Origin of the sequence: Ruegeria sp. ANG10 (assembly GCF_040705255.1) — a bacterium.
GTDB lineage: Bacteria > Pseudomonadota > Alphaproteobacteria > Rhodobacterales > Rhodobacteraceae > Ruegeria.
In genome coordinates, this window is sequence record NZ_JBFCVU010000005.1 from 254,510 (window position 1) to 280,150 (window position 25,641).

The 25,641-nt window shown below is 57.3% G+C and carries 24 protein-coding genes and 1 tRNA gene; 14 read left to right on the plus strand and 11 right to left on the minus strand.

The genetic code is table 11. From position 1 onward, the window contains the following. Positions 1 to 3 precede the first annotated feature (3 nt). Genes iolD through iolB form a run of 4 tightly spaced genes read left to right on the plus strand, consistent with a single transcriptional unit; the run spans position 4 to position 4,794 of the window. Positions 4 to 1,836 (plus strand): 3D-(3,5/4)-trihydroxycyclohexane-1,2-dione acylhydrolase (decyclizing), encoded by a 1,833-nt coding sequence (gene iolD / locus AB1A64_RS13375; protein ID WP_366551864.1) that lies wholly within the window; start codon positions 4 to 6, stop codon positions 1,834 to 1,836. Then, on the plus strand, positions 1,833 to 2,732 hold the full coding sequence (iolE, locus tag AB1A64_RS13380) for a myo-inosose-2 dehydratase (RefSeq protein WP_366551865.1): 900 nt from the start codon (positions 1,833 to 1,835) through the stop codon (positions 2,730 to 2,732). Before iolD ends, iolE begins: the two co-directional genes overlap by 4 nt. 49 nt (positions 2,733 to 2,781) lie before the next feature. Continuing rightward, on the plus strand, positions 2,782 to 3,963 hold the full coding sequence (locus tag AB1A64_RS13385) for a phytanoyl-CoA dioxygenase family protein (protein WP_366551866.1): 1,182 nt from the start codon (positions 2,782 to 2,784) through the stop codon (positions 3,961 to 3,963). Positions 3,964 to 3,987: 24 nt separating this feature from the next. After that, positions 3,988 to 4,794, plus strand: coding sequence for a 5-deoxy-glucuronate isomerase (gene iolB, locus AB1A64_RS13390; RefSeq protein WP_366551867.1), 807 nt, complete (start codon positions 3,988 to 3,990; stop codon positions 4,792 to 4,794). Between the two features lie 30 nt (positions 4,795 to 4,824). Here iolB and AB1A64_RS13395 read toward each other — a convergent pair whose 3' ends face one another. From AB1A64_RS13395 to iolC, 4 genes are all read right to left on the minus strand, one after another. After that, positions 4,825 to 5,637, minus strand: coding sequence for a hypothetical protein (locus tag AB1A64_RS13395; RefSeq protein WP_366551868.1), 813 nt, complete (start codon positions 5,635 to 5,637; stop codon positions 4,825 to 4,827). A 74-nt stretch (positions 5,638 to 5,711) separates the two neighbouring features. Continuing rightward, positions 5,712 to 6,551 (minus strand): class II fructose-bisphosphate aldolase, encoded by an 840-nt coding sequence (locus AB1A64_RS13400; RefSeq protein WP_366551869.1) that lies wholly within the window; start codon positions 6,549 to 6,551, stop codon positions 5,712 to 5,714. Continuing rightward, positions 6,548 to 7,384 carry a 5-deoxy-glucuronate isomerase gene (locus AB1A64_RS13405; protein ID WP_366551870.1) on the minus strand — a complete coding sequence of 279 codons (837 nt, stop codon included), beginning with the start codon at positions 7,382 to 7,384 and terminating at the stop codon, positions 6,548 to 6,550. Before AB1A64_RS13405 ends, AB1A64_RS13400 begins: the two co-directional genes overlap by 4 nt. Before the next feature lie 9 nt (positions 7,385 to 7,393). After that, the gene (gene iolC / locus AB1A64_RS13410) at positions 7,394 to 8,374 is read right to left on the minus strand and encodes a 5-dehydro-2-deoxygluconokinase (RefSeq protein ID WP_366551871.1); all 981 of its coding nucleotides are present in this window, start codon (positions 8,372 to 8,374) and stop codon (positions 7,394 to 7,396) included. A 112-nt stretch (positions 8,375 to 8,486) separates the two neighbouring features. Between iolC and AB1A64_RS13415 the strand changes: the two genes are divergently transcribed. Together AB1A64_RS13415 and AB1A64_RS13420 are read left to right on the plus strand one after the other, a co-directional pair. After that, complete coding sequence (locus AB1A64_RS13415) at positions 8,487 to 9,590, plus strand: Gfo/Idh/MocA family oxidoreductase (RefSeq protein ID WP_366551872.1); 1,104 nt, start codon at positions 8,487 to 8,489, stop codon at positions 9,588 to 9,590. 36 nt (positions 9,591 to 9,626) lie between these two features. Next, positions 9,627 to 10,760 (plus strand): Gfo/Idh/MocA family oxidoreductase, encoded by a 1,134-nt coding sequence (locus tag AB1A64_RS13420; RefSeq protein ID WP_366551873.1) that lies wholly within the window; start codon positions 9,627 to 9,629, stop codon positions 10,758 to 10,760. Here the strand turns inward: AB1A64_RS13420 and AB1A64_RS13425 are convergent, their stop codons facing one another. Together AB1A64_RS13425 and AB1A64_RS13430 are read right to left on the minus strand one after the other, a co-directional pair. Further along, a complete protein-coding gene (locus tag AB1A64_RS13425) occupies positions 10,761 to 11,759 on the minus strand; it encodes a LacI family DNA-binding transcriptional regulator (RefSeq protein WP_366551874.1) in 999 nt (332 codons plus the stop codon). A gap of 538 nt (positions 11,760 to 12,297) precedes the next feature. Beyond that, positions 12,298 to 13,302 carry a helix-turn-helix domain-containing protein gene (locus tag AB1A64_RS13430; protein ID WP_366551875.1) on the minus strand — a complete coding sequence of 335 codons (1,005 nt, stop codon included), beginning with the start codon at positions 13,300 to 13,302 and terminating at the stop codon, positions 12,298 to 12,300. A gap of 142 nt (positions 13,303 to 13,444) precedes the next feature. On the opposite strand from AB1A64_RS13430, the gene AB1A64_RS13435 reads away from it, so the two are divergent. The 4 genes from AB1A64_RS13435 (at position 13,445) to AB1A64_RS13450 (ending at position 18,761) form a co-directional block, all read left to right on the plus strand. Continuing rightward, entirely contained in the window at positions 13,445 to 14,842 is a 1,398-nt protein-coding gene (locus tag AB1A64_RS13435; RefSeq protein WP_366551876.1) for an amidohydrolase family protein, read from the plus strand. An 86-nt stretch (positions 14,843 to 14,928) separates the two neighbouring features. After that, positions 14,929 to 15,633, plus strand: coding sequence for a DUF3299 domain-containing protein (locus AB1A64_RS13440; RefSeq protein ID WP_366551877.1), 705 nt, complete (start codon positions 14,929 to 14,931; stop codon positions 15,631 to 15,633). Continuing rightward, complete coding sequence (locus AB1A64_RS13445) at positions 15,630 to 16,808, plus strand: carbohydrate porin (protein ID WP_366551878.1); 1,179 nt, start codon at positions 15,630 to 15,632, stop codon at positions 16,806 to 16,808. The genes AB1A64_RS13440 and AB1A64_RS13445 overlap by 4 nt, the downstream gene beginning before the upstream one ends. Positions 16,809 to 16,877: 69 nt before the next feature. After that, on the plus strand, positions 16,878 to 18,761 hold the full coding sequence (locus AB1A64_RS13450) for an amidohydrolase family protein (protein WP_366551879.1): 1,884 nt from the start codon (positions 16,878 to 16,880) through the stop codon (positions 18,759 to 18,761). Positions 18,762 to 19,037: 276 nt separating this feature from the next. Here AB1A64_RS13450 and AB1A64_RS13455 read toward each other — a convergent pair. Beyond that, positions 19,038 to 19,113, minus strand: a tRNA-Val gene (locus tag AB1A64_RS13455). 217 nt (positions 19,114 to 19,330) lie between these two features. Between AB1A64_RS13455 and modA the strand changes: the two genes are divergently transcribed. The 3 genes from modA to modC are packed head-to-tail and all read left to right on the plus strand — an operon-like array spanning position 19,331 to position 21,900. Next, entirely contained in the window at positions 19,331 to 20,110 is a 780-nt protein-coding gene (modA, locus tag AB1A64_RS13460; protein WP_366551880.1) for a molybdate ABC transporter substrate-binding protein, read from the plus strand. A 3-nt stretch (positions 20,111 to 20,113) separates the two neighbouring features. Then, a complete protein-coding gene (gene modB, locus AB1A64_RS13465; protein ID WP_366551881.1) occupies positions 20,114 to 20,806 on the plus strand; it encodes a molybdate ABC transporter permease subunit in 693 nt (230 codons plus the stop codon). Beyond that, positions 20,803 to 21,900 carry a molybdenum ABC transporter ATP-binding protein gene (modC, locus tag AB1A64_RS13470; RefSeq protein WP_366551882.1) on the plus strand — a complete coding sequence of 366 codons (1,098 nt, stop codon included), beginning with the start codon at positions 20,803 to 20,805 and terminating at the stop codon, positions 21,898 to 21,900. Before modB ends, modC begins: the two co-directional genes overlap by 4 nt. On the opposite strand, the gene AB1A64_RS13475 is transcribed toward modC, so the two are convergent. Together AB1A64_RS13475 and AB1A64_RS13480 are read right to left on the minus strand one after the other, a co-directional pair. After that, complete coding sequence (locus AB1A64_RS13475; RefSeq protein ID WP_366551883.1) at positions 21,897 to 22,811, minus strand: Hint domain-containing protein; 915 nt, start codon at positions 22,809 to 22,811, stop codon at positions 21,897 to 21,899. The two genes, modC and AB1A64_RS13475, sit on opposite strands and share 4 nt — an antisense overlap. A 1-nt stretch (position 22,812) precedes the next feature. Beyond that, on the minus strand, positions 22,813 to 23,325 hold the full coding sequence (locus tag AB1A64_RS13480) for a toxin-activating lysine-acyltransferase (RefSeq protein ID WP_366551884.1): 513 nt from the start codon (positions 23,323 to 23,325) through the stop codon (positions 22,813 to 22,815). A 191-nt stretch (positions 23,326 to 23,516) separates the two neighbouring features. Between AB1A64_RS13480 and AB1A64_RS13485 the strand changes: the two genes are divergently transcribed. Next, positions 23,517 to 23,930 (plus strand): hypothetical protein, encoded by a 414-nt coding sequence (locus tag AB1A64_RS13485; RefSeq protein ID WP_366551885.1) that lies wholly within the window; start codon positions 23,517 to 23,519, stop codon positions 23,928 to 23,930. 7 nt (positions 23,931 to 23,937) lie between these two features. Here AB1A64_RS13485 and hemF read toward each other — a convergent pair whose 3' ends face one another. Both hemF and AB1A64_RS13495 read right to left on the minus strand, forming a co-directional pair. Beyond that, positions 23,938 to 24,822, minus strand: a complete 885-nt coding sequence (gene hemF / locus AB1A64_RS13490; protein WP_366551886.1) for an oxygen-dependent coproporphyrinogen oxidase — start codon at positions 24,820 to 24,822, stop codon at positions 23,938 to 23,940. 5 nt (positions 24,823 to 24,827) lie between these two features. Further along, positions 24,828 to 25,628 (minus strand): SDR family oxidoreductase, encoded by an 801-nt coding sequence (locus tag AB1A64_RS13495; RefSeq protein WP_170350457.1) that lies wholly within the window; start codon positions 25,626 to 25,628, stop codon positions 24,828 to 24,830. Between the last annotated feature and the right edge of the window lie 13 nt (positions 25,629 to 25,641).

Sequence of the window (25,641 nt, forward strand, 5' to 3'; positions counted from 1 at the left end):
ACAATGGGCAAAACAGTCCGACTGACCGCAGCGCAAGCTTTGGTGCGCTATCTGAGTGCGCAGATGAACGAGGCCGGAGAGCCGTTCATCGCTGGTGTCTGGGCCATTTTCGGCCATGGTAACGTGGCAGGTCTGGGGGAAGCGCTGCACGCTGTCAAAGACACCCTTCCCACCTATCGCGGTCATAACGAGCAGACCATGGCGCATTGCGCGATTGCTTATGCCAAGCAGATGCGGCGCACGCGGGCGATGGCGGTGACCTCGTCGATCGGGCCGGGCGCGACCAATATGGTGACAGCTGCCGCGCTGGCGCATGTAAACCGCCTGCCGGTACTGATTGTCCCCGGCGATGTATTCGCCACGCGTGGGCCCGATCCGGTGTTGCAGCAGATCGAAAGCTTTGGCGACGGCACCGTCAGCGCCAATGACTGCTTCCGCCCGGTCAGCCGCTATTATGACCGTATCTCGCGTCCCGAGCATCTGCTGACCGCATTGCCGCGCGCCTTCCGTACCATGACGGACCCGGCCGATTGCGGACCGGCGACATTGGCCTTTTGTCAGGACGTGCAGGCCGAAGCTTATGACTATCCAGAAAGCTTTTTTGAGCCGCGGGTCTGGTATCAGCGCCGTATCCGCCCGGATGAAGGCGAACTGGCCCGTGCCGTCGCGGCGATCAAGGCGGCGAAGCGTCCGGTTATCGTTGCCGGGGGTGGGGTGCATTACTCGGGCGCGACCGATGCACTGCAAAGCTTTGCTGAGACGCACAACGTTCCAGTTGCCGAGACGCAGGCTGGTAAATCGGCCCTGGCCTGGGATCATCCGCTGAACCTGGGGCCGGTTGGCGTCACTGGCGGCGAGCCCGCCAATGATGTTTGTGCCGCCGCCGATCTGGTGCTGGCGGTCGGCACGCGGTTGCAGGATTTCACCACAGGTTCATGGGGCCTGTTCTCGAACCCCGAACGCGAGATGATCTGCCTGAACACCGCAGCCTATGACGCCGAGAAACACGGCGCCATGCCACTGCAATCCGACGCGCAAGTCGGGCTGCAAGAGCTGGGCACGGCCTTGCAAGGATACCGCGCCGATCCGGTGGCCGACACGCTGAAGGCTGAATGGTTTGGCAAGGTCGACAAGCTGACCGATGCGCCAGGTGACGGCAACGCGCTGCCGACCGATATGCAAGTTGTGGGTGCGGTTCAGCGCGCCTCGCACAACGACACCGTTGTGATGTGTGCGGCGGGCACCATGCCGGGTGAGTTGCACAAGCTGTGGAAAGCGCCGCGCCCGGGTTCTTATCACATGGAATACGGGTTCAGTTGTATGGGCTATGAAATCGCCGGGGCCATGGGGATCAAGATGGCCCAGCCGGATCGCGACGTTATCTGCTTTACCGGTGACGGCACCTATATGATGGCGAATTCGGAAATGGCCACTGCGGCGATGATGGGTGTCTCGTTCACCGTCGTCATCACCGACAATCGCGGGTTTGGCTGTATCAACCGGCTGCAGATGGGCACTGGTGGGGCCGAGTTTAACAACCTGCTGGATCATGCGGTGCATGAAACGCCGTCGGCCATCGACTTTGCCGCCCACGCGGCGGCTATGGGCGCTACCTCAGTCAAAGTCAGCTCGATTGCCGAGCTTGAGGAGGCGCTGGCCAAACGCGGTGAGATCAAGGGACCATATGTGGTGGTCATCGACACCGATCCCTATCCGTCGACCGAATATGGCGGCACGTGGTGGGAGGTGGCCGTTCCCGAGGTCAGCATCCGCCCTGAAGTGAATGAAAAACGCGCGGCTTACGAGGTTGCAATCAAGGAAAGAAACACGAAATGAGCGTGAAAATCGGAATCTCTCCGATCGCCTGGCAAAATGATGACCTGCCGGACATAACGGCGGCTTTCACCATGGAGCAGGCGCTGAAAGAGGCGCGCGAGATCGGCTATACAGGCGTCGAACGGGGCCAGCGAATGCCCAGCGATACCGAAGGTTTGCGCGCCTATCTCGACGGCAATGACATCGTGCTGTGCGGTGGCTGGTGCTCGGGCGCGTCGCTGGTCAATGACTTCGCAACCGAACGCGAAGCCGTGCGTGAGCAGGTCGAACAGTTTGTAGCACTGAACAGCCCCTGTATCGTTTACGCCGAATGCTCGAACACCGTGCAGGGCCAGATTGGGACGCCGGTCAACGCCCGCCCGAGACTGTTGAAAGATGAGGTGAAGGCATACGCGGCCAAGATCACCGAGCTGGCAAAGTGGATGGGCGATCAGGGCATGACGATGGCCTATCACCATCACATGGGCACGATCATCGAAACCGAGGATGAGGTGAACTGGCTGATGGAGGGTTCGGGCCCCGAGGTTAAGCTGTGCTTTGACACCGGCCACCTGCTGTTTGGCGGCGGCGATGTGATGGCGACCCTGAACCGCTGGGGCGACCGGGTGCATCATGTGCATTTTAAGGATATCCGCCCCGCGATGGTGCAGGACACACGTGAATACAATCGCAGTTTTCTGGACGCTGTCATTGCCGGGGCTTTCACCGTACCCAGTGATGGCTGCATTGATTTCCAGTCGGTCGCAAATGCGCTTAAAGCGATGGACTACGACGGTTGGATTGTGGTCGAGGCTGAACAGGACCCAGCCAAAGCGCCACCCTATGAGTATTCCAAGAAGGGCTACGACCACATTGTCGATGTGTGCGGACAGGCAGGATTGGAGATCACCGCGTAATACACTGCCCTAAGAGGCAACACCTAAAGCCATGAGAAAGGAGAAATTCATGGTAAATCGAGACCTCGGATATGTCGGCTATTTTGACCGGGAATCCTGTGATCTGGATGAGTTTAAGGTATTGATCTCACGAAGCCTTTTGGCCGATGCGGTGCCCCATGCCGCGTCGGTTGAAAAGAATATTCCGATCTATGACATGCAGGCGCTGCGCCCGGCATTGGAACAGCCCGATACACGTCGGGCAGTGCTGGCGGAATGGGCTTGGGTGCTGGACAAGTCCGCGGGCGTGATCGCCCTCAAGGGGGCGTACGCGGATACTTCGGCCATCGACCGTGCGACCGAAATCTTCCTTCAGATCATTAAGGAAGAACGCCAAAGCGGGTCGGGCGAGGGCGATCACTTTGCAGCCTCGGGTGCCAATGACCGGATCTGGAACGCGTTGCAAAAGCAATGCCTGCGCGACCCCGAAGGCTTTGCGCTGTATTTCGGCAATACCGCGATTGCAGCGGCGTGCGAGGCTTGGCTGGGTCCGAATTATCAGGTCACCGCTCAGGTCAACCAGGTACGGCCCGGCGGTAAGGCGCAGCAGGCGCATCGGGACTACCACCTTGGCTTTCAAAGCGCGGACAGTGCCGCCCAGTATCCGGCCCATGCGCATCTTGTGACCGCGTCATTGACGTTACAGGGGGCGATTGCCCATTGTGATATGCCAGTGGAAAGTGGGCCGACAAAGCTGTTGCCGTTCTCACAGCTTTACCCATCAGGCTATCTGGCGTTTCACGATACCGCCCATCAGGATCATTTCGAGGATCACTACGTTCAACTGCCACTGGCAAAAGGTGATGCGATGTTCTTCAACCCGGCGCTGTTTCACGCGGCGGGTGAGAACAGCAGTTCGGACATTCACAGAATGGCCAACCTGCTGCAAATCTCATCGGTTTTCGGGCGTGCGATGGAGGCGGTGGATCGCCGCACCATGGCGACGACGGTCTTTCCGTCTCTCGTCGCCCTGAAACAGCGCGGCGTGCTGACTGGGGCAGAACTGGACGCCGCCATCGCCGCCACCGCGGAAGGCTATCCGTTTCCGACAAATCTGGACACGGACCCTCCGATCGGAGGCAACGCGCCGGAAAGTCAGGCCGATATCCTGCGAAGGGCCGTGGCCGAGGGCTGGACCGAAACCAATCTGGCCGAGGCGCTATCCGCCCTGCACACAAGGCAAGCTGCCTGAAGCAAGAACATCAAGGAGGCTAAAATGGCAGACCTGCTTAAGAAACCCGTCGGGACCCACGGTAAGGTTCACGACATTACCACGGCCAGTGCGGGTTGGCGCTATGTTGGGTTTAGCCTTTATCATCTGCGCGCAGGGGATAGGGCGGCTGAGGCCACTGGTGAGCGCGAGGTCATTTTGGTCATGGTCGAGGGCAAGGCGCAGATCACTGGCGCCGGCCAGGATTGGGGCGTTCTGGGCGACCGGATGAACGTCTTTGAGAAGACCCCGCCGCACTGCCTGTATCTGCCCAACGGGACCGAGTGGGAGGCCATCGCCGAAACCGATTGCGTCGTCGCCGTCTGCACCGCTCCGGGAAAAGGTGGGCACGCGGCGCGGCGGATTGGTCCTGATGGCATCACCCTGACCGAACGCGGCAAGGGGGTGAATACGCGCTATATCAACAACATCGCGATGGAAGCCGAGGATTATGCTGACAGTCTGCTGGTGACAGAGGTGTTCACGCCGAATGGGCACTGGTCATCCTATCCCAGCCACCGGCATGACGAAGATGATTACCCGCGGATCACCTATCTTGAAGAGACTTATTACCACCGGCTGAACCCGGCCAACGGATTTGGCATTCAGCGCGTCTATACCGATGATGGCCAATTGGATGAGACGATGGCCGTGTCCGATGGCGATGTTGTGACCGTCCCGCGCGGCCATCACCCGTGCGGCGCACCCTATGGGTTTGAGATGTACTATCTGAACGTCATGGCAGGACCGTTGCGGAAGTGGCGCTTTGTTGCGGCCCCAGAGGTTGAGTGGATCATGGAGCGGGATGGATGAAACAGAACATGAGGTTAATTCGCTCAAGGCTCAAAGATTTGTAGCCCGGGCCATTCGATGATTCAGATGCCGCAACAAGTTTCTGAGCAACGGTTTGAACGGCCATAAAACCACTCGACCGATCCCTGTTAGAAAAGGTCTCGAATTGCGAAACATCGAACGCGCGTAGTCATCGGCTTCTTTTTCCTGTTCGGCCACCTGCCCACCTTCGATGTGTTTGTGCACGTGGTGCCCGACTTCGTGATAGAATGTAAACTCGCGTTCCGCGTTCGTTAACCACAGTTCGAAACCTTTGGGTTGGGTCGTCGGCCAAGTCAGGATGATTCCCGAGAAAAACAGGTTGTACTGTCCCAGATAGTCAAGTTCGCGACGCTCGGCGATCACGTCAACACGGGTCACGTTGTCCAGTGTCAGGTCCTTGGTGCTGCTCCATCGCTGCAGGTTCCGAATGACGCGCGGTGGGTCGGCGACGTCATCGGCAATGAATACCGGGATGTTGTTGGCCAAATAGGTGGATGGCGCGTCTTCCAGCCGTTTTGCCATCAGGTCGAGCGTTCTGCGATGCACCGGATGCAGTTTGTCGTTTCCCAGCCGAGTGATTTCCTGCCGAAACGCGTCTTGATCCATTTCACTCATAAGCGCGAGCAGAATACCAAAGTACTTTGGCAACGGGCCGGGAGGATTGTCCAGCCAGGCCGAGGACGAGAGTTTGCTCTGCACCTCGGGAATGGACGCGCCCTTATCCGCTAAAAGCGCTCGCCATGCGTCCCTGACGGTTTCGACATGGCCGGTCGAAACTCCACGCAATAGCCTGTTAGTCTCGCGTGCGGCGCTTGTTCCCATATCCTCCGGCTATTCCGTGAATGTGCCAAAAGTATGAAATCCCCATTTTTTGCAACGTATTAGACGTAGACTCCCTATCTTTGCGGCGGTGCGCCAAAAGCCCGGATAACCGCGCGGGCGGCAGCCTCTACGGGGTCGTGAGTTTCTTTCAGGATGGTAACCCGGTCGAACCTTTCGGGATCGCTGTTCACGGCTTCGCGCAGGGCTGCGCCAAAGGCCATGCGCAGCTCGGTCCCGATATTGAATTTGCAGATTGAGGTCTCGCGGGCCAGGCGGGTGCGCTGTTCTACCGGCACACCGGAACCACCATGAATGACCAAGGGCACGTCGGTCACGGCGTCGATCTGGTGGATGCGGTCTTCGTCTAGGCCGCCTTCCTTGTTCTGCTGCAGATGGACGTTACCGACAGAAATCGCCATCGCATCCACACCGCTTTCACGTGCGAACTGCGCGGCCTCGGCCGGGTCGGTACCATTTGACCCTTCACCGCCGGAATAACCGACAAACCCGATCTCGCCTTCGCATGAAATCCCCGCCGCGTGGGCCATTTCGGCAATCGCGGCAGTCTCGTCAATATTCTGCTGCAACGGTTTGCGCGACCCGTCGAACATCAGCGATGTAAACCCACTTTCCAGCGCGATCTTGCAGTCCTCAAACGTGTAACCGTGGTCCAGATGGGCGACGACGGGGACCGAGGCATTCTCGGCGAGATGACGGAACATCTTGCCGAGGATAGGCAGCGGCGTGTGCTCACGACAGCTGGGTCCCGCTTGCAGGATCACCGGGGCGTTTTCAGCCTCGGCCGCGGCCACATAGGCGCGCATGTCTTCCCAACCCAGCGTGACCAAACCACCCACAGCATAGCCTTGTTCATAAGCAGGGCTTAGGACGTCTTTCAGCGTGACAAGAGTCATTTGAACTTTGCAATCATGTCTTTGATGCCTGGGATCGTCTCGATCTGGTAGGCATGGGTTGGTTGGAAATACTGCACCAACGACCGCTGGCTGAGACCGCCCAGAATGGTAAAATAGTACATCTCATACCCCGGCAGCACGCAGCAGGGGTGATAGCCCTTGTCGATACAGATCGTGGACCCGTCGACGATGTGATAGGCGTCGCCGGGTTCGTTATCCTCGCGCTGCAACATCTGCAGGCCCGAGCCCCAGTTGGGTTTGAAGCGGAAGTTATAGGTCTCGTCATGGCGCGACTCGTCCGGCAGGCGGTTGGTGTCATGCTTGTGGCTGGGGAAGCCAGACCAGCCGCCTTGTCCCACCGTGAACAACTCACTAACCAGCAGGCGGCCTACTTTGTCATGCTGTTTCTGTCCAAGGATGTGTTTGATCTTGCGGTGGGTTTTGGTGTCGTCGCTGCCATATTGCACAAGATCATGTTCGCGCACATCGAACGGGTCGAGCACCTTGTCGTATTTGGCCCCGGCAATGAACACTTCGGCCTCGTCCGAGACGCAGACCATCTGGGCCTTGGCGCCGACGGGGACATAGACGCCCTCGGGCTCGCCATCCCAGACGTCTTCGCCTCGGTTACCAAGCTTGGGGAACTGCACACCCTCAACGTAGACGTCGACACTGCCGGTGGCGGGGGCGATGCAGGTTTCATATCCCGGCACCTGATATTCAAACGCCTCATCCTTTTTCAGTTTGACGATGTTGAAATAGTTCAGCGGTACCGTCGGGTCGTCGGCATCGACGATGGGTTTGTTCTGATTGTCATAGGGCGCGATATGCATGGGTGTCTCCTATGTGGTCGAGCCATGGTGGGCGGCAAGGAATGCGTCCAGCTCGGGTGTTGTGGGCATGGCGGGGGCGCAACCGGGGTGCGATACCACGATGGATGCGCAAGCCGAGCCGCGCATCACGGCATCTTTCAGTGAATGCCCCACCGCGATCGAGGCCAGCAGGCCAGCCATGAAACTGTCGCCCGCGCCGTTGGGTTTAACGGCGGTGACGGGGTAGATGCCTGTGGCTATCTCTTGCCCATCCACCAGCGTGACGGCACCCTTTTCGCCCATCTTGTAGATAACGATCCGGCCGGGTTTTTCGGCCAGTTCCTTGGCTTTGGCGAACCCTTTTTCGATGCCGCCAGCCATGAACCCGAATTCCTCATCATTGCCGACGATCAGGTCGCTGGCGTCACCTGCGCGCGACAGCACATCGGCGGCAACCTCGGGCGAGGGCCAGCTGTAGGGGCGATAGTCGATGTCGAAGATGATTGGCAGGCCAGCCGCGCGGGCATTTTCAAAGGCGCGGAACGTGGCGCTGCGCGAGGGTTCGGCGGCGAACACGGTGCCGGCGGAGATCAGTGCAGAAAAAGCGCTGTACTCGACCCTGTCCATATCTTCTTCGGTGACCTGAAAATCGACTGCGCCATTGCGATAGATGACGTTCTGGAAATTCTCGATCCGGCTTTCGTAGACGGCCAGCGACATGCGGTATTCACCGCCCAGAACGCGGATATAGGATGTATCCACGCCGTAATCGCGCAGCTTGTTCAGGCAGAATCGCCCCACCGCATCATCCGAGACCGAGGTGATCAGCGACGCCTGACTGCCCAGTTTGACCAGGCCAGCACAAATATTTGCGGATGACCCGCCCAGATCGGCGTGGAACGTGTCGGCATCCTCGCTTTTGACACCTATAGGATCGGCATAAAGGTCCATGCCGGCACGCCCTAGCACGGCAAAGCGGTTTCCTTTGATACCGTCTATCAAAGCGCTCACGTCATGTCCTCCGGCAAAGTAGGGTCGGCAAAGTTTGGACCTTGCGTTGAATCGATTCACACGATACTCATTTTGCAACCGGTTGCAAATAGTATGTTCGGAGCCGTGACAGATGCCTGAAATCGGAATTGGAATTGTGGGTGGCGGCTATATGGGCAAGGCTCATTCCGTCGCGATGTCGGCTGTGGGTGCGGTGTTCAACACCGAGCTGCGTCCCCGGCTGGAGATGATCTGTGCCTCAAGCCCTGAAAGCGCTGAACGCTATCGGGCGGCCTATGGGTTTCGGCGCGCGACCGGGGATTGGCAGGCGTTGGTCAATGACCCGGCGGTCGAGGCCGTGGTCATCGCCTCGCCACAGGAAACCCATCGTCAGATTGCCGAGGCGGCCTTTGCCCTAGGCAAGCCGGTATTGTGCGAAAAACCGCTGGGCGCGTCGATGGCTGATGGCGAGGCCATGGTTGCCGCAGCTGAGGCATCCGGTGTCACAAACATGGTCGGATTTAACTATGTCCGCACGCCCGCCACTCAATTCGCGCGAAAACTGATTGCCGACGGCGAATTGGGTGATGTCACCTGGTTTCGGGGTGAGCATACCGAGGATTTCTATGCCGACCCTAATGCTCCGGCCTCGTGGCGCACAACGGGTATGGCCAACGGCACCATTGGCGATCTTGCACCGCATATGGTCAACGGGGCGCTGGCTTTAATGGGGCCAATCGCCGAGGTGATGGCCGAGGTGGAAACCGTCCACGAAACCCGCCCCGGTGGCACAGTCACAAATGACGACCATGCCCAGATCATGTGTCGCTTTGAGAATGGCGCGATGGGCAATATCTATGTCAGCCGCATCTCGACCGGGCGCAAGATGGGCTATGCCTATGAGATTTCAGGCACCAAAGGCGCGTTGCGGTTCGATCAGGAAGACCAGAACGCCCTGTGGTTCTATCGTCGCGAAGGTCCCGAGGCGCATCGCGGATTTACCAAGATCCTGACCGGCCCGGCACATCCGGATTACGAACCCTTCTGTCAGGGCCCGGGCCATGGCACCGGCTATCAGGATCAGATTATCATCGAGGCCAAAGATTTCCTTGAGGCCATCCATACCGGCCAACCGATCTGGCCCACTTTCCGTGACGGGCATGAGGTCAACCGTGTGCTGGCCGCAGCGCTGGCCTCGTCCGAGCGGCGGAAGTGGCAAGACATAAGCGATTTCTGATCGCGCAAGCATATAACCTGAAGAGAGATAAGAACCATGGCTAAGCTGAGATGGGGCATGATCGGTGGTGGCGAAGGCAGCCAAATCGGGCCCGCGCACCGTCTGGGGGCGTTGGCGGACGGGATGTTCGAATTCGCCGCAGGCGCGCTGGATCACCGCCCCGAAGTGGGGCGGGGTTATGCGCAACGTCTGGGTGTTTCCGCCGACCGCGCCTATAGCGATTGGCAGGAAATGCTGGCGAGTGAACAAGGGCGCGAGGACCGGATTGATCTGGTGACGATTGCCACCCCGAACTCGACCCATTTCGAGATTGCCAAGGCGTTTCTTGAAGCCGGATTCAATGTGCTGTGCGAAAAGCCGATGACCATGACCGTGGAAGAGGGCGAAGAGATTGTCCGCGTGGCCGAAGCTTCGGGAAAAATCTGCGCGGTGAATTATTGTTATTCCGCCTATCCAATGGTGCGGCAGGCCCGCGCGATGGTGCGGGCTGGCGACATTGGCAAAGTGCGCTTGGTAGTGACCAATTTTAGCCATGGCCATCATGGAGATGCTACCGACGCCGACAATCCGCGCGTCCGTTGGCGGTATGATCCGGCCATGGCGGGTGTGTCCGGCCAATTCGCCGATTGCGGTATTCACGCGCTGCATATGGCCAGTTTCATCTGTGATGATGAGGTCAAAACGCTGTCTGCCGACATGGCCTCGACCATCCCAAGCCGCGAACTGGAGGACGATGCCATGGTCAACTTCCGGATGGAAGGTGGCACGGTCGGCCGCCTTTGGACCTCATCCGTAGCGATCGGGCGGCAGCACGGGTTCGACATTCAAGTGTTTGGCGAAACCGGGGGGGTGCGATGGCACTCGGAACAGCCCAACCAGCTGATTTATACACCCATTGGCGGGCGTACTCAGATCATCGAAAAGGGTGAGGGTGGATTGCATGATGAAGTGCAGCGCCTGTCCCGCGTGGCGATAGCGCATCCCGAAGGATTCCCCTTGGCCGTTGCCAATATCTATTGCGATCTGGCCGATGCCATCCGCGGAGAAACCCGTGACGGCCTGCCCGGCGCTTCAGACGGGGTCCGCTCGATCGCTGCCGTCCACGCGGCAGTCGCATCAGGTAAAGAAGACGGCGCGTGGAAAGATGCACGCCCGCCGATGTTCCGTTGATCAGGGGCGGGGCCGCAGCGTGCCCCGCTCGATCACCCGGCAGGGGAAAATCCGCGCTTCGGGATAGCGTTTGGGGTCTTTCAGCATCTCTTCAACCAGATCGACGGACGAGGTTATGATCTGCTTGATCGGTTGGTGAATGGTGGTCAGGTCAATGTTCTCCCAACGCGACATTTCCATGTCATTCAGGCCAATGATGCCGATATCCTTGCCGGGTTTCAGCCCGTGGTCGCGCAGGGCGGACAGCGCCCCAACCGACAGAATGTCGTCACCGCAAAAATACCCATCGGCCGGGGCACCCGCCAGCAGTCGCAACATCTCGGTACGTCCGGCCTCGAACGAATAGGCCCCTGCGAATGAGTAGGACACATCAAGCTCGGGATGCTTTTCGACCTCTTCCATAAAGCCGCGATATCGGTCCATGGCCGAGGTCGCATCTTTTGGCCCCCCCAGATACCCCACGCGTCGATACCCGCGCGCCAGCAATTCCCGCGCCGCCATGCGCCCGCATTCGACGTTGTCGATGCCCACGACATGCACTTCGGGCGAAGTGGCAGACCGACCGAATGTATGCACTACCGGCACGCCTGCATCATGGAACGCCTTGGCAAAACTGGGCGGCAGGGTCGATGAGGCGACGATGGCGGCGTCTACGGAATACTGCCGCAGCATCCGCACCGAATTGGCTGGTTCAGTCTCGTCCGTCAGGTTGACGATCAGGGGTCGCAGCCCGCGCTCCTGCAGGGCGCGGGTGAACTGGTCGAAAACCTCAAGGAAGATCGGGTTGTGAAAGTTGTTGGAAATCAACCCGATCAGCTTGGTCCGTCCAGTTGTCAGCGACGACGCCAGCGCATTGGGGCTGTAGCCCAACTCTTTGGCGGCTTTTTCAACCTTGCTGCGGGTCTTTGCGGAAACCGAGGCGCCTTCGGTAAAGGTCCGCGACACGGCCGAGCGTGACACACCCGCCAGGGCCGCGACGTCTTTCAGGGTGACACTCATGACTGGCACCCACCGTTCGGGGAAAAGCTGATCTGCGATATCATGAAACAGATAGTATGCGCCAACGGCTATATTTTGCAATCGGTTGCAAGGCCGAGTGTCAATAACACCGGGTCCGTGGTATTTGTGGGTGCAAAGGGAGAATGGTGGGTGATGAGAGACTCGAACTCCCGACATCTTCGGTGTAAACGAAGCGCTCTATCCTAATCCGTCCGTGCAACAAGGTGCTGTTTTCCACTGCCGCAACCAGCACTATCTTGGAAAGATGTTTAGTGTTGTCAATGGCTTGAAGGTTGCGCAATCTTCCCGGTGGTTCAATAGCACATGACAGCTTTCTTTAATCGGGTTTATTGCTGATCAAACTAAAACAGAGAATTGCTGCAGCGGAGGCGCAGCGCTGCATGCACTGCCGCAGGGGCTAGGGGGGCAATTGTCCCACTGCGATCCTTAGATAGGGGCGCCAAAAAATGTGTTGCAAATTCTTGTCGGCCCGCACTTGTTAAGTAGTGGATAACCAGTCTAAGTATTTGCAATTTAATTACGCACCAAGGCGGAACTTGGTCGGTGTCATTCCGGTTTGACCTCGGAAAAAGCGAGTGAAATGGGACTTGTCAGAATAGCCAAGCATCAGACCGATCTCCGCAATTGTCATCTTATCATCTCTGAGATGCTCCTTGGCGACATCGACACGCAGCCGTTTAATCTCGCGGGGTAGCGTTGTGCCTTGTTGCTGAAGAGCTTTCAGAAACCTCTCCTGCTGTATTCCCAGCAATCCAGCCACCACCTCTGGCCTTAGATCGGTTTCATCCAATTTGTCGCGCAAGACAGATCGCAAAGCAGCCACCACAGTTACTTCTTCATCTTGTCGAGGCGAGGCTGTGGGGTTGGCAGAGACCTCAGAGACATGGCGCAAGAACAACCATTCCACAGGAAAACTAATTTGCATTCCTGGATCAGCCCCAAGGCCAACCTCGATCCCTTTGTAGTCTACAGGCAAACCAATGATGTATCTACTTTTCCACTGCACACGCGAAGAGTCCCAGGAGTCTCCGACGACGGTCTGCAATAGGCGTACATAGATTGCGGCCCCAAAACCTGTCACCTGAATGGGCGGAACAGTTGGTTCCTGTTGCCTCTCGATACGGTAAGTCGCTTTGTCCGCTTCAATGATAAGACTGTGCCGCACAGAATTGGACTCCTGAGGTACGAGCCCAACAAAGCGGGTAAAAAACTCGAACAGCGTCTTTGTGGTTCGCAGGGCTTGAGCGAACGGAGGCCACTCTTGCAGGTCAAACGTCTCCCCTACATTCAGTCCAAGGTATCGATCCCCTGACACTTCTGAGAAGGCATTTACCAAGCCGTAGACCAACTCTGAGTGAACGAACACGGATGGGTTGGTCAACAGTTCGGCTTTCAAGCCGACCTGATCCAATGCTGGTTGCGGATTGATCTTACGTTCGGTGAGGTATTGCAGAAACGGAGCAGCTAAGGAGAGGCGAATAAAGCCCTCGCTATGCTCTCGGGAGGTGGAGTTGAAAGGCAAGCTCGTCACCCTTGTGAGGATTAGGTGTTTTGTTCAGTGGCCATTTTTACAATCATATTCGAACATCCTAATTCAAAAGTGGCAACCGAGGCAAAGAATTCCGGGTTACAGTTTGCAAAACACGAATATGAAGGGAGTACTTATGTCCGGTCTACGATTGTCCCTTTGCTCGACGGTAATTGTCGCTGCAATTATTTCCTTGTCGACGTCCGCGCAGGCTCAGAATGAAGAAGAACCCCAAACCCTGTTTACCAATGTGCATGTCTTCGATGGCGTGAATGAACAACGTATCGAGAATGCCAGCGTCTTGGTTGAGGGCAATCTGATTAAGGCCGTATCAACCGATGCGATCGATGCCCCCAACGCGACGGTCATTGACGGAGAGGGGCGGACTCTGACCCCCGGGTTTATTGAACTGCATGCGCATCTCATGCTGATGGGGCCGACGTTGCCCGCGATGGAGGCAAACACAACTTGGGAGGACTTTGCCATACACGGTGCGCGGATGGCCGAGATGTATTTGATGCAGGGCTTCACGACAGTCAGGGATGCGGGTGGGGCCAATGGCGGGTTACGCCGCGCAATTGACTCAGGGCAAATTGACGGCCCGCGTTACTTTCCATCTGGTGCATTTATCGGAACGCGAGGTGGTCACGCTGACTTCGCGAATTTCACCGCACCGCCTGGGTCTGAAACAAACATGAGCAGGCTGAACTTGGCGCAGGAAATTAGCGGTGTTGATGACGTTTACAAGTTCGCACGCAACAATTTCCGCATGGGCGCGACGCAGTTGAAGTTCATGCAATCTGGTGGCGTCGTTTCGGCCTTCGATCCGTGGCAGTTGCTGGCTGGATCGCCTGAGGAAATCAAAGCAGCGGTACAGGTGGCAAATGAGTATGGCAGCTATGTCATGGCGCATTCCTATCGGAAGGAAGCAATCCTGAGCGCGCTAGATGCGGGTGTGATGTCGATCGAACACGGCTTCTCGTTTGATTGTGAAATTGCCCAAGTCATGAACGAAAAAGGGGCATACATTACCACCAACCTGACGGCCTTCGATCCCGGATTGCTTGATATTCCGGCAGTGGCAAATGTCCCGTCGAGCCTTGCCAAAGCAAAGTCCGCCTCGGCCACATTTGCGGGCTACATCGACAATATGAAGGAATGCCCGGTGAAGCGAGGGTTCCAGACCGACTGTGTTGGTTCGGTCGAGGCCTGCAATATCCAGATTGCTTACGAGAAGCACTTGAACAATGAATTTTTCGGCCCCTACACGTCGATGGTCACGCTGACATCGACAGGTGGCGAGGTAGTCGCTCTGTCAGGTGACTTCATGAACCCGTATACCGCCGGAAAACTGGGCGTCATCGAGGAAGGAGCCTATGCGGATATCCTGCTGATCGATGGAAACCCACTTGAAGACTTCTCGGTTGTTGGCACAGGTGATCAGTGGTTCGGTGCCGACCCGAGGCCTGAAAGCCCAGATACGATCCGCCTGATCATGAAGGACGGCGTCATCTACAAAAACACACTGGATTGACCTGTCTAAACAGCCGGAGAATATTTATGCGACATTGCTTACGCTCCTTAGTATTCGCAGGGATGGTTTGGTGTGCTCATCCTGTCATGGCAACGCCAGGAACCGCGTTGGACTGGTCAGACCTGCCTGACCCGTCTGCGCAGGTCTTTGAAGACCCCTATCGCGAACTTAGCGCCGAACAATTCGACGATGTCCTTTACGTCGTACGGCTGCGCGGCAGGCTACAGCAGGATAGTGGCAGCGAAGAAGATAGACAAAAATGGCAGGAGCTTCTGACCGAGACTGAGGATGCCTTGGCGGCTGATGGGATTGATGTCGACTGGCTACTCGATCAGCGAGAGGTCGTGACGGAACGGCGAAGAAAGGCTGGAACAAACGGAAATCTGCAATTCGATGGTCAAACAATCACACTCGCGGGCTTTGCCATTCCTGCTCCGAGTGATCCGGATGGACGGCCTGTGGCGTATTTGGTGCCAGAAAGAGGGATGTGCAGTCACATGCCTCCACCTCCGCCCAACCAAATGATCCGTGTACGGCTGAATGGCGACTGGACGCCCAGCTATTTCCACGAACCCGTTCGGCTGACGGGCACGCTGACTATTGACCCTTCTGTTCAGAATATGATGGTTGTGGACGGCCTCATGCCTATGAATGCGACATTCCAGTTGGAGACGGAACGTGTCGAAACTCTGGAAACCGAGGCAGACAGGTTGGAATGGAAGCAGCGGGCCGCTGATCGGATCCGGGCGGCGGGAGATCGCAAGACCGGCGGGGCAAAGGCGTCTGAATGATAAGACTTCTGGTTGTAGCATCGAGTATTGCCTTTGCTGGCGCAGCGTCGGCTCAGGGACTATCCGGGCCATCTTCGGTTGAAGCTGATCTAGAGCCCGGCGATGGGCTAACCGACCCACAGTATCGTTCCGATTTTCCACGCAACATCGCACCGGGTTGGTTTCAGTGGAAAGACCGGCTGGCTGAGGAAGGTTTTCGCTTCAATATTGACTACTTGGCATTGGGCCAATCCACGAATGCTGATCTGGGAACCGGCGAAGCGGCAAGCGGAATTGCGCGTTTCTACGGGAATTGGCAGGCGACTGAACGGGGCTCTGTGACATTCAAAATCGAAGACCGGCACAGTTACACTGATGTTGCCCCACAGTTTCTTGGGCTGGATGGCGGAGCACTTTCGATCACTGGAACGGCCTTCAACGATAATGGTTTGCTGCTGACCAATTTGTTCTGGACGCAAAGGGCCGAGAACGGCGCTTGGACGCTGCAAGTCGGACAGATTGATGTAACGGACTTTGTGGACATTTATGGGTTGGTCAGCCCATACAGTGGTTTCCAAAACCTGTCTTTCAATACCAATCCGACTATTAACACACCCAATCAAGGCCTTGGCATTGCCGGTGGGGTAAAGCTGAGCGAAAACTTCTACGCTGTTGCGAGCGTCTCAGACGCAAACGCCGACCCGTCTGATCCAAACTTTGATGTGTTTAGCGATGGCAATCTCTTCAAGTCACTCGAACTTGGTTACACCTCCGGCTTTGATCGCATTTACTTCGACAATATCCATCTGACCCTCTGGCATGCGGACGCAGCCGACAATGGCAGCCGAGCGGAAGACTACGGCGCAGCGTTTTCCGCCGCATGGTTTGTTGACAATAAGTGGATGCCATTCTTCCGCGCAGGGGCCTCAAAGGGGACCGCAGCGCTTTATGACCGGTCGGTTTCTGCCGGTCTGGGTTACTATGGTCGCAATACAGATTTGGCCGGTCTGGGCCTGAATTGGGCCGAGGCAAGAGGCATAGACGGTGACCAGTTCACGCTCGAAGCATTCTACCGTTTTTCAATCTCGCCCGGACTGCAGATCACGCCGTCACTGCAGTTCATTTCTGACCCGCTGCTTAACCCCACTCAGGATAGCATTACGCTGTTCGGCCTAAGAACCCGGATCGTTTTCTAATGTGGGTCGAAAGCAGACGCCGAAAATAAAGAAACATTCAGTTTTGTCGATCAAAGGGAGGATCTATCCATGCGTACCTTGTTTCTGGCAGGCACGTTGTCTGTTTGTTCGACTTTGTGTTTCGCGCAAACTTACGACGTCGTCATTCTCAAAGGTCGGGTAATGGACCCGGAAACCGGGTTCGATCAGATTGCTAACGTGGGGATAAGCAACGGCTGGATCACTGCGATTACCGACGAAGAAATTAGCGGTGGCGAGTCCATCGACGCGACAGGGCACGTTGTAGCTCCCGGGTTTATCGATCTCGAGCAGCATGGGCTGGACCCTTGGGGTATCAAGGTAAATCTTCGTGATGGCGTTACGACCCAAATGGACTTTGAGGTTGGGGCAGCGAACATCGAAGAATGGTATGGTGCTCGCGAAGGCGTGACGCAGGCAAACTATGGCACGGTCGTTGGACAAGAGTTCGCTCGGATGCGGGTTCACGACGGCCTCGTGCTCGAAGGTGGGGATATAGACTTCCGGAACTTCTTCGCACTGAGGGCACAATCGGTGGAAGACGGTGTCGAGGGGTGGTCTTCTGTACCAAGCAACCGTGAGCAGATGAACAAAATCACTGCCCAGCTGGATGAGGGACTACGTCTTGGAGCACTCGGCGTGGGATCGACCATCGGCTACGCCCGCGAAGGCATTACAACCTATGAGATGTTCGAAGCACAGCGGGCTGCAGCGCGTTACGGTAGATTGACCTCCGTCCACCACCGATTTCATCCCAGTGCTTCGACGCCGACAGAAACACAGACGGGTGTAAATGAAATCTTGGTCAACGCGATGGTGCTTGGCGCACCGCTCCACATACACCATGACAATGATTATGGCTGGTGGGAAAATCAGGAAAAACTCCAAATGGCCCGCGATCAAGGCTACAATGTCTGGTCCAGTTACTATCCTTGGACCGCCGGATCGGGAAACTACGGAGCCTCGATCATCGCCCCTGAAAATTGGGAAGGCTCGATGGGGTACAAATACGAAGACACCATTTTTGACCCTCAACTTGACCGCTTCCTGACAAAAGACGAATTCTTGAGTTTCGCTGAGAATGAGCCGGGAAGGACAGCCATTGTTTTTAGCCCGCCAAGGGAGCAATGGCTGACTGATTGGATCACCATCGCAGGCTATGGCATCTCGGGCGACGGTATGGCCGGGCTAGACATCGAGGGCAATTTGATGAGTTGGGATGCCCCCTACGAAGACTATGCAGGGCATCCTCGGTCAGCAGGCAGCCACGCGCTTGTCTTGAGACTGGCTCGCGAAGCGAATGTACCTCTTATGCTCACACTCACCCAGCTAAGCTACATCCATGCTAAGCGTTTAGGTGACACGGGCCTGCGTGCAATGCAGGTGCGTGGGCGTATGCAAGAAGGCATGGTCGCGGACATCACGATTTTTGATCCGGAGACTGTGACCGAAAAGGCGAACTATACTCTTGGTCAGCAAGGTCTTCCGTCAGAAGGCATTCCGTACGTGCTCGTTAACGGAACACTTGTTGTTAAGAACAGTGAAGTGCAACGAGATGTTTATGCCGGACAGTCGATCCGGTTTCCAGTCGAGGAGAGCGGGCGTTTCGTTCCGGCTGGTCGCGAACAGATCATGGGTATTCTCACACCGGATACCGGCACGGCCCGTCCGTCACTGCTGGATGACATTACAAATAGTGAAGCCAGTGTCGCACCTGTCACGACACCTACTAGTCAGTTCGCTGCGGTCGAGCCGACCGACCCATTTGATTGGTTCAAACCTCGCAACGGTCTAGATGACAGCACCCTGTTCTATTGCGTCGTGCATGCTCGCTTCGAGGACCCTGCGCAAGCAAAACGCGACTATGCGAAGGCTATGACGTTAAAAACGGGAGGGTCGAGGCCTAATCAGTCAGAACAACGCAGAGCAAACTAATTCGCAGAACCTCGGAGCAGCGAAACGAAAGTCTGCCTTTGGCTGAGGCTGGTCATCAGGAGCCAGTGAGCCTACTGAAGCTTTGTCCGCAGAGCGGTCTTTAAAATTTGGCACCGGAAGTGACCGCTTCCCGCTAGGCCGTTTTGCTTGTTGCTGTGTCCCAAATCTCCTGTGTTGGAGACATCTTTTCCGTTTAAGTGCAGCGGACACAGATTCACGCGCAGAACGGCTAAAGGTGCTGGTCGCGTAATACCTTGACACATTGTGGGGAGAGAATGGTGGGTGATGAGAGACTCGAACTCCCGACATCTTCGGTGTAAACGAAGCGCTCTACCAACTGAGCTAATCACCCGTGACGCTGCATGTAGCCAAGCCTGCGCGCGGGTGCAAGAGGGTCTCGTACAATTTCTTTGCCTCAATGCCTGATAATCCGTCCAAGTGGATTGCAGGCCCCGGTAATCTTGTTCATTTTCCGCAGGCTGACCCTGACCGTAAGGGAAAGACGCTTGCGTGCCCCCGGTTGCCTCAGATATCTCCGAAGGGACGCAATCTTCCTGACGCGAGAGCATATGATCCTGTTCCTTGCCCGCCGATGCGCAATCGCGGCCCTGGTGCTTGGCACTGTAACGCTGGCACCACTCCGGGTCAGCGCAGCAGAGGTTTTGGTGTTTGCAGCTGCCAGTCTGAAAACCGCGTTGGATGAGATCGCACCGATTTTCGAACAGCAAACAGGGCACCAGGTGACGGTGTCCTATGCGGCCTCGTCAGTGTTGGCGCGACAGATTCAGTTGGGCGCGCCCGCGGATGTGTTCATTTCCGCCAATGTGGATTGGATGGATGTTCTGCAGGATCAGGGATTGATCGATACGGCCTCGCGCGTGGATCTGCTGGGTAATGGGCTGGTTTTGATCGGTGGGTCGGATCAGGTGCAGATCGGGCATATTCAGGCGGACACCGATTTGATTGCAAAGCTGGGCAGCGGGCATCTGGCCATGGCGCTGGTCGATGCGGTGCCTGCGGGTATCTACGGCAAGGCGGCCCTGCAAAACCTGGGGCTGTGGGAGGGCGTGCAGCCTCGGATCGCCCAGACTGACAACGTACGCGCGGCGCTTGCGCTGGTCGCGGCGGGGGCGGCGCCACTAGGGATCGTTTACCGATCCGATGCACAGGTTGAAGATCGCGTGCAGGTCGTGGCCTCATTCCCGTCAGAGCTTCACCCTCCGATCATTTACCCCGCTGCTGAAACTACATTAGCACCGCCTGAGGCACGTTTGTTTCTAGACCACCTGCAATCGGACACGGCCCAAACCATCTTTACAGAACAGGGCTTTGCCCTGCCGGGCAGCTGACGCATGGGATGGTTGGGACCTGCAGAGATTGAAGCGCTGAGATTGTCGCTGCGCGTTTCCTTTTGGGCGACGCTGGTGACATTGCCCTTTGGCATCTTCGTGGCTTACGCGCTGGCGCGTTGGCGGTTTCCCGGTCGTCAGTTGCTGAACGGGTTAGTGCATCTGCCGCTGATCCTGCCGCCGGTTGTAACCGGGTATCTGCTGCTACTGACCTTTGGGATTCAAGGGCCGATGGGCAGGCTACTGGGGGAGTTCGGCATCGTGGTCGCCTTCCGCTGGACCGGGGCGGCGCTGGCAGCAGGGATCATGGCCTTTCCACTGATGGTGCGCGCCATTCGACTGTCGATCGAGGCGGTAGATCCCAAGCTGGAACAGGCCGGGGCGACCTTGGGCGCGTCGCGGCCCTTTGTGTTTGCGACCGTGACCCTGCCGATGATCCTGCCCGGGGTGATCGCGGGCAGTATCCTCGCTTTCGCCAAGGCGATGGGCGAATTTGGGGCCACGATCACCTTTGTCTCGAACATTCCTGGCCAGACCCAGACCCTGCCTTCAGCGGTCTATGCCTTCCTGCAGGTGCCAGGGGGCGAGGGGGCGGCGACCCGGCTGGTGGTGATCTCAATCATCATTGCCATGGGCGCGCTGCTGTTGTCGGAATATGTCGGCCGCCGTGCCGCTGCACGGGTGTCGGGATCATGAGCCTGTCTGTCCGCCTGCAGCATGATCTGCCCGATATCAAACTGGACCTCAGCTTTGATGCGCCCTTGGGGGTGACGGTTCTGTTTGGGCGGTCGGGGTCGGGCAAGACCACCGTGGTCAATGCGGTGGCGGGGCTTTTGCGACCCAATGCCGGTCGCGTTGCCGTCGACGGGTGGGAATTGTTCGATACCGAGCAGAACCTCTGGCTGCCGCCGCATCGCCGGCGATTGGGTTATATCTTTCAGGAAGGTCGTCTGTTCCCGCATCTGACCGTGCGGCAAAATCTGTCTTATGGTCGCTGGTTCGCACCAAAGCGCGCGCGCCGCGAGAACCCGGACAAGGTGATCGAAATGCTGGGCATAGGACATCTGCTGGATCGTCGCCCGGCAGGGCTTTCGGGCGGAGAAAAGCAGCGAGTCGCCATTGGGCGTGCGCTATTGGCCAGCCCGCGTCTGATCCTTGCCGACGAGCCACTGGCCGCGTTGGACGATGCGCGCAAGGCTGAGATCCTGCCCTATTTCGAACGGCTGCGGGATGAGGTTTCAGTGCCCATTCTGTACGTCACCCATTCCGCGGCCGAAGTCGCACGGCTGGCCACCTCTGTCGTGGCCTTGCAGGATGGCAAGGTGGTGCGGCATGGCCCGGCCTCAGAAGTTATGGCTGACCCGTCCGTGGCCCCGGCTGGTGTGCGCGCTGTGGGCGCGGTGCTGAAAGTGCGTGTTCAAGAACATCATGCGGATGGGTTGACCGAGCTGGAGGCGGGCGGCGCGCGCCTGTTCCTGCCGCGTATCCCGCATCAGGTGGGGGAAGACCTACGCATCCGTATTCCCGCGCAAGAGGTGATCCTGTCCAGCAAGCGGCCTGATGGATTGTCGGCGTTGAACATGTTGGAAGGGACGGTTGACACCATCCGCGCGGGTGGTGGGCCAGGCGCCATCGTCTCATTGCAAACGTCCGCAGGGCCGATCTTGGCGCGCGTGACCCGCCGTTCGGTCGCGGCTTTGGGGTTGGAACCGGGTAAGCGCTGTTATGCGGTGATCAAGACTGTTGCCCTGGCGCCGCAGGATGTGGGCGGCAGGCTGACCCCGTCTTAAACAAGCGCCTGCGCTTCGAATTCACGCAGAACCAAACGGGCGGCACGGCCGAAGCCATCCCCATCAGGTGTGGCGGTATCGGGGAAAATTGCCGCCAATTCCTGCAATGCCTCGGATGACAGCGTGTACAAGGATTCCTCACCCAAAAACAGGCTTTCAGCCGGTGCGCCTTCGGCGGTCAGGATTTCATGTTCATCCAGCAGAATGTGGAAATACTCGACGGCCACGTCAGAGGTTTCAATATCGATCCCTGGCCAGGAACACAGATGTTTGGCCGCGACCAGCGCCTCGGGCGTGCCGAACAGCAAATCGACCTTGGGGCCGCGGATCAGAACACGGTGCTGCTGCGACACCAGCAAATCCCGGCTGGGCGTATTTGGGCCAAGGCTGCCCGCGCTGATCCTGACAGGCCGCATGGCGGGATTTTCCTGTAATCGCTCGGGTGGCAGTACGCTGCTTTCGATCCATCGGATCGGTTGCGGGCCGTGATCTGCGGTCAGCACCTTATCGCCAACTGATAAGGCCTCGATTAGTTGCGCACCACCCGGGGTTTCGATCAGCGTGCCAGCCGTAAAACACACCCCTTCGATGGTGATCGTGATCTCTTGCTGCAGGTCGAAAGGGAAAGGCCCAAGAAAAGTGCCGAACTCACCGGTAACTTGAATGGTAAAGGTGTCGGTGACGATTTGGTTGTCGTCCAGACTGTCAAAAAACGCCGGATCAACTGTATAAGTCCATTCCCCAGTATTCGGGTCGACGCTGGCTGTTCCAAAAGCCGGAGGTGAAGAGATGACCCATGTTTCCGACAAAATGGGGACGTTGCTGTCCAAATCCAGATCGCCCATAGCCTGGTTCGGAGGGTTGCCGGTCACATCGCCGGTAATTTCACCAGTAACAGTTATCGAAACCATGTCACGTGCCCTCTGCCGCCAGAACCCGTGCGAATTCCTGCTTGCGATACAGCTGCATATGTACCGCGCCAGTGTCGTCGCGCGTCCATTCCACGATCCGGTTTCGGGACATATCGCTGTCCATCCGGTTCGTGCGAACCCGAGGGTGGGGGATGCTCTTTTTCAGCATCTCTACAATCTGATTGGTCTGCCCGAACGGGGCGACAAGATCGACGATCCAGAATGAAGACCCGCTGGTGAAATCGGCCTCGGTCAACGGGGTTTCCTGAATGGCGTATCGGTGTTCGGCCTCGGGGCTGAGGCCAGCGAAAGTCACAAATCCGCGCGGAAAATCATTTTGCCGAAAGATGTGATACTGGCCCAACCGGAATGGTGTTTCAAAGGCATAAAGCACCTGCGCCAGACTGCGATCCCTATGCGGTGTTGTCAGCGACGCCAGATAGAACAGCGCGCCGAAATCCGCATATTTTTCGGGCGGAATGTCGAACCAGTCCTTTGGGAATGCCTTGCTCAACCCGTGCCTCGTGCAAATGACCGACGATCTGAGTTTACCCTCTAACGCCCTGAAATGATACCGTTTCGATTACGGGGGCTTGTTTCCGTCGCGGAAAGCTGGGCATTGCGCCGCCTATCGCAAACTTTACTCAACGGGCCTAATCCCTATCATTTCAACCAAAGCCGAATTTTGGTTAGAGGAGATTTACTATGCAATTATTCAAAATGTTCAGCATAGGTGTTCTGGTGTTGGTACCAGCACTGGCGCAAGCCACCGGGTTTGGGTTTAGGTATGGCTTCAATCCCGGCTTTCGCACGACAGTGACGCCATTGGACAATGGCAACTATCAAGTGGCCACGCATGGCACGTCAAAGGCAATTGCCTATTGGTGCGGTATCGGTGATTTCGCCATCCGCACCCTTGGCCTGCCGACAACGCAGCAGATTTATGTCTCGAGACCTTATGAAAAGCAGACACGGACGGTGCAGTTTTCGTTTACTGAGCCTGAAGGTGGCAGCACCAAAAAGAGTTATTCGATCACCGTCAGCCGCGTGGGCGAAAGTATGTCGGCATCCGGGGCGCAAAGCCGTTGCTACGACAACTTTATGGATTTCGACTTCTGAGGGCAGATCAAACCCATTTGGCCATCGGCGGCAGGCTCATCAGCACAGCATCCGGATCGTGGCCGGTTTCCAGCCCGAACTTGGTGCCCCGGTCGTAAACCAGGTTGTATTCGGCATAGAGGCCCCGATGCACAAGCTGGGTATTCTTGTCAGCATCGTTGAATCCTTGCACCCGGCGCTGTTCGACCAGTGGTAAAAAGGCTGGAAGAAAGGCGCGGCCGATATCCTGTGTCAGCGCGAAATCCGCAGCCCAATCGCCGGTGCAGTAATCATCCATGAAGATACCGCCAACCCCGCGGGCGCGTTTGCGATGCGGGATATAGAAATACTCGTCGGCCCATTCTTTCAGGCGTGGGTAATGACCTGGCCCGTGCGGGTCTAGATGCGCCTTTTGCGTGGCGTGGAAATGGGCCGTGTCCTCGTCATATTCGATGCAGGGGTTCAGGTCAGAACCACCGCCAAACCACCATGCATGTGGGGTCCAGAACATGCGGGTGTTCATATGCACGGCCGGAACGTGCGGATTTTGCATATGCGCGACCAGCGAAATGCCCGAGGCCCAAAAGCGTGGGTCTTCGGTCATGCCCGGAATGCCCTTACGTGCCGCCATCGCCTGCTGCGCCCGCGCACCCAGCGTCCCGTAGACGGTCGAGATATTGACGCCGACCTTTTCAAATACGCGGCCACCGCGCATCACCGACATCAATCCGCCGCCTGCGTCCGATCCATCCTCGGACTGGCGCGTGGTTTCGTTGACCTCGAACCGTCCCGGTTTTGCATCTGAAAACGGCCCGGTGTCGTGGCTGTCTTCAAGTGCTTCAAAGGCGGTGACGATCTGGTCGCGCAATTGGCGGAACCAGGCAGAAGCGGTAGATTTTTCGGTGTCGAACATATGTGTCAATGCGCCGGGGCTGCAACGGGGTCCAGCAGGGTGCGGCCGCCGTCAATGGTTAGAATCTGTCCGGTGATGAAACCTGCGGCGTCTGAGGCCAGAAACTGTGCTGTTTCGGTCAGTTCGGTCGGCGCAGCAATGCGGGCAAGCGGAGTGTGTTTTTCGATATCGTCCCGAAAGTCGCGGTTCTCTTTCAGGGTGGAGCGCAACGAGGCGCTCATCACGGATCCCAATGCGATGGAATTTACCCGAATACGGTTGGGGGCCAGCGCGACAGCCAAGGATCGGGTCATCTGATCCAGCGCGGCGGTCGAGACGGAATAGGCCATCAAGTCAGGGTGGGTTCGCCGCGCTGCAATCGAAGACAGGTTGATGATCGAGCCTGCAATGTTTTCCTCGTCATCTCCGGCTTGTTTGATCATGCGTTTGGCCACCAGCTGGCTTAACCGCAGGGCGGGCATAAGGTTCTGGTTCAGAAGGGTGCGGACTGAATCGTCTTCGGCATCCAGCGGATCAGAAGGGATCACCTGACGGGCGCCGTTGATCAGGATATCCACCTGATCGAAGGCGTCGATTGTGGCCGACAGCAGGTTGGCAATTGTCAGCTTTTCCCGCAGGTCGCCAGCAAAGAAACGGATATTGCTGTCATCGGCCTGCTCGCCCAATTCCTCGGCCAGCCGCTTTTCGTCCATGTCGGCGAACATCACATTGGCACCGGCATCGGCAAAGTGGCGCCCGATGGCCAGGCCGACCCCGTTGGCTCCTCCGGTCACGATTGCGGTTTTGCCTGCTATGGAAAAGGACATGCGCTTCCTCCTG

What these genes read in the sequence shown, in the direction of transcription:
- iolD (WP_366551864.1), top strand. Translation starts at nt 4, where the DNA reads ATGGGCAAAACAGTCCGACTGACCGCAGCGCAAGCTTTGGTGCGCTAT.
- iolE (WP_366551865.1), top strand. Translation starts at nt 1,833, where the DNA reads ATGAGCGTGAAAATCGGAATCTCTCCGATCGCCTGGCAAAATGATGAC.
- AB1A64_RS13385 (WP_366551866.1), top strand. Translation starts at nt 2,782, where the DNA reads ATGGTAAATCGAGACCTCGGATATGTCGGCTATTTTGACCGGGAATCC.
- iolB (WP_366551867.1), top strand. Translation starts at nt 3,988, where the DNA reads ATGGCAGACCTGCTTAAGAAACCCGTCGGGACCCACGGTAAGGTTCAC.
- AB1A64_RS13395 (WP_366551868.1), bottom strand. Translation starts at nt 5,637, where the DNA reads ATGGGAACAAGCGCCGCACGCGAGACTAACAGGCTATTGCGTGGAGTT.
- AB1A64_RS13400 (WP_366551869.1), bottom strand. Translation starts at nt 6,551, where the DNA reads ATGACTCTTGTCACGCTGAAAGACGTCCTAAGCCCTGCTTATGAACAA.
- AB1A64_RS13405 (WP_366551870.1), bottom strand. Translation starts at nt 7,384, where the DNA reads ATGCATATCGCGCCCTATGACAATCAGAACAAACCCATCGTCGATGCC.
- AB1A64_RS13415 (WP_366551872.1), top strand. Translation starts at nt 8,487, where the DNA reads ATGCCTGAAATCGGAATTGGAATTGTGGGTGGCGGCTATATGGGCAAG.
- AB1A64_RS13420 (WP_366551873.1), top strand. Translation starts at nt 9,627, where the DNA reads ATGGCTAAGCTGAGATGGGGCATGATCGGTGGTGGCGAAGGCAGCCAA.
- AB1A64_RS13425 (WP_366551874.1), bottom strand. Translation starts at nt 11,759, where the DNA reads ATGAGTGTCACCCTGAAAGACGTCGCGGCCCTGGCGGGTGTGTCACGC.
- AB1A64_RS13435 (WP_366551876.1), top strand. Translation starts at nt 13,445, where the DNA reads ATGTCCGGTCTACGATTGTCCCTTTGCTCGACGGTAATTGTCGCTGCA.
- AB1A64_RS13440 (WP_366551877.1), top strand. Translation starts at nt 14,929, where the DNA reads ATGGCAACGCCAGGAACCGCGTTGGACTGGTCAGACCTGCCTGACCCG.
- AB1A64_RS13445 (WP_366551878.1), top strand. Translation starts at nt 15,630, where the DNA reads ATGATAAGACTTCTGGTTGTAGCATCGAGTATTGCCTTTGCTGGCGCA.
- AB1A64_RS13450 (WP_366551879.1), top strand. Translation starts at nt 16,878, where the DNA reads ATGCGTACCTTGTTTCTGGCAGGCACGTTGTCTGTTTGTTCGACTTTG.
- modA (WP_366551880.1), top strand. Translation starts at nt 19,331, where the DNA reads ATGATCCTGTTCCTTGCCCGCCGATGCGCAATCGCGGCCCTGGTGCTT.
- modB (WP_366551881.1), top strand. Translation starts at nt 20,114, where the DNA reads ATGGGATGGTTGGGACCTGCAGAGATTGAAGCGCTGAGATTGTCGCTG.
- modC (WP_366551882.1), top strand. Translation starts at nt 20,803, where the DNA reads ATGAGCCTGTCTGTCCGCCTGCAGCATGATCTGCCCGATATCAAACTG.
- AB1A64_RS13475 (WP_366551883.1), bottom strand. Translation starts at nt 22,811, where the DNA reads ATGGTTTCGATAACTGTTACTGGTGAAATTACCGGCGATGTGACCGGC.
- AB1A64_RS13485 (WP_366551885.1), top strand. Translation starts at nt 23,517, where the DNA reads ATGCAATTATTCAAAATGTTCAGCATAGGTGTTCTGGTGTTGGTACCA.
- hemF (WP_366551886.1), bottom strand. Translation starts at nt 24,822, where the DNA reads ATGTTCGACACCGAAAAATCTACCGCTTCTGCCTGGTTCCGCCAATTG.
- AB1A64_RS13495 (WP_170350457.1), bottom strand. Translation starts at nt 25,628, where the DNA reads ATGTCCTTTTCCATAGCAGGCAAAACCGCAATCGTGACCGGAGGAGCC.